Source organism: Mesorhizobium sp. M7A.F.Ca.CA.002.05.1.1, from assembly GCF_003998335.1.
Taxonomy (GTDB): domain Bacteria; phylum Pseudomonadota; class Alphaproteobacteria; order Rhizobiales; family Rhizobiaceae; genus Mesorhizobium.
This window is the reverse complement of sequence record NZ_RZQI01000808.1, coordinates 1-2,699: the sequence shown is the minus strand read 5'-3', so window position 1 is coordinate 2,699 and position 2,699 is coordinate 1. Positions and strand designations below refer to the sequence as shown.

General features: G+C 61.9%; 2 protein-coding genes. Both read left to right on the top strand.

Annotated features, from left to right (window positions below; translation table 11 throughout):
- On the top strand, positions 1-2,008 hold a 2,008-nt coding region (locus EN939_RS28785; protein WP_127271092.1), incomplete at its 5' end, for a hypothetical protein.
- Positions 2,009-2,134: 126 nt separating this feature from the next.
- Entirely contained in the window at positions 2,135-2,275 is a 141-nt protein-coding gene (locus EN939_RS38675) for a hypothetical protein (protein WP_164775727.1), read from the top strand.
- Positions 2,276-2,699: the final 424 nt, after the last annotated feature.

Genomic DNA, 2,699 nt, shown 5'->3' with positions numbered 1-2,699 from the left:
TCCCAACGCAGCCGCTACGGATGCTGACGCTCGCGCGAAAGCAGGGATCGCGAAGGCGCAACAGATCATAGCCGGCGGCGGCCCCGAGCCGGAAGGCGGCCACGAGGCACCCACGTTTGTTCCGAGTCCTGACATGGGCGCCATGGGAACCTACCTGACATCGACAGGCGAGGGCGTGCCGATCGCCGGTCCCTACATCGATAAGGGTCTTACAGCCGCGTCCGCTGCCATAGGCTCGCTTCTCACTGGCGAACTCTATTCCAAAGTCAATGCGGAGATGACCCGCATGAACGAGGCGAGCCGCGAGGCCCACCCTGTCGCGCGGACGCTTGGCAACGTGACGGGTGCGGTTGCCGGAACATTGCCGGCGATGATGGCTGCGCCAGAGGTGTTTGGCATTGGAGCTGCGTCGAAGCCTCTGCAATATGGCCTTAGCGCGCTTTCTGGAGCCGCGATCAACGGTGCGGATTCTGCTGTGCGTTCGGGGGGAGATATCAAAGAAACCGGCAAAGGCGCCGGGATCGGGTTTGCGACTGGTTTGGCTGCGCCATTCTTGGCGCCGCTGATCGGCAAGGGCGTCAAGGCCGTCGCCGACAACCTCCACATCGGCGCGGTCGCGCGCGCCCTCGGGCTCGACAAGACCGCCGCCAAGGTCTTGGCGGGGGCTGTTCGTCAGGATGCCGTAGATCCCGCTGCACTGTCGCAGCTCGGCGACAACGGCATGTTGATGGACCTTGGCGCGAACATGCGGCATACCGCCGGCGCTATTGCCGCCACCCCAGGCGAGGGCAAGGCAATCGTTCGAAACGCAATCGGCGCACGCGATGCTAATGCTAACTGGCGTATCCGGTCGGCCCTTGATGAAACGCTTGGCGAAGCTCCCACGCCCTCGCGCATCATCGATCGAGCCAATACCAACCAACAGCGCCTCGCGCCTGAATATCAAGAGGCATTGCGCGATGCTGGCCCGGTCGACACTTTACCGATTGCCCGCTATCTCGAAACCGAAGCCCAGACGTTGCGCGGCGAGCCGCAGCGCCTTGTGCAGCGTGTCCGCTCGATGCTGGACCATCAGCCAACGCCGGCTGACATTGCTCGGGCTCGGGCCGATGGCCAACCGCCCCCCGGCACGTCTCTAGTTTCGGACGCGGGCGAATTGCTGAACACGCGGCACGCTATAGACGACATGTTGGAGACAACCCAGGGAACGAACGCCGTCAACGCCCTGACCACGGCGCGGCAGACTGTTGACGACGAGCTTCGGGCATCGGTTCCCGGGATCAAGGAAGTTGACGCGAAATATGCAGAGCTGGCCCGGCAGAAAGAGGCTGTTGGGCGTGGCCAATCCGTCCTTTCAAGCGGCCGGGAAGCGCCGCGCCCCGACGAACTCGCCGCAGAAGTCCGGCAAGGTGCATTGCCGCAGGGGCTGCAAGTCGGGCCGTCCGCTGTGCCGCTTCGGTTGCGTGAAGGCGCTCGGGCGGAGATAGAGCGCATCGTCGGTACCAACGCAAACGACCGTGTAGCGCTTCAGCGGCTCATCAAGGGCGAAGGCGATTGGAACAGGGCTCGTCTGTCGACGCTTTTCGGGTCCGACAAGGCCCGCTCCATCATCGATCTGCTTGACCGGGAAAAGCTGTTTGCCGACACGTCGAACATCGTCACGCGCAATTCGGAGACGGCGGCGCGTGTCGCTGCTCGCGAAGCAATTGATCCCGCCAACGCCCCCGGGTTTGGCTTACGCGAAGGCTTCATTGCCGGCGGTGCCCGCGGCGCGGCCCGAGCGGCCGGCATGCGGACGGTGGATAAGGTCATTGACGCCTTGAACAATGGCGGAAACGAAAAGGCTATAGCCGACATGGCTCGCACGCTGATAGGCGGCCCGCAACAGAGCGCAGTATTGGAAGCGCTTATGAAGGCCGGCCGGGGATCTCAGATTCAGCAGTCACAGGTCGATCGCGTTGCGCGAGCGCTTTTGCTCAGCGGCCCCGCCGGGGCCAACCGCCCTTGAATACCGCACTTTGCGGTCCTCATAGTACCAGATAAGCAGAACCAGGACTGTCCCCGCCATAAAGCCGACGACCAGCCCCATCATGAATTTTGGTTCAAGACTGCTAAGAAACCAGTCAAGCCCCTGATGCAGTACCGCCAGCACCGCAATCGTAATCAAGGCGGCAATTATCTGAAGGACGGTGTTCCGGGACATGTGGCGGAACATATGCGGAAACAGCCTGTATTGAAAGATGCGGGGCAGGCGGCCGATTTAGCATCAGGTTAGGGCGGCAAGAGTTGGAATCCGCCCGACCATCGCAACTATCCCCGACGCCGCAAGTTGACCTATGCTGGTTGATCCCAGCTACTACAGACCTTGCCCGCTACCGAGAGGTGGCGGGCTTTTTGTCGCGCGATTGACACGCTGCCCGGCCTAAGCCAAAGAGTGACACATTGCGGATTGGCAAAGGGGAATGTCGATGAAGAAGATCTATCAGAAGCCCGTTTTCACGAAGCGTGAGCGACTGTCGTCCGTGACGGCTTCGCCAACCCCATCATCTCTTCCCCCGTTGGATCCGACCTAACCAAATCCGGGGAAGTAGCGAATCGCCGCTCAAGGGCGGTCAAGCAAGCCCGCTGGCCTCACGGCCGGCGGGCTTTTTCATTTCCGAGGGCAAGAACCCGACCAAAGCCCAATGCCGAAACGCAAA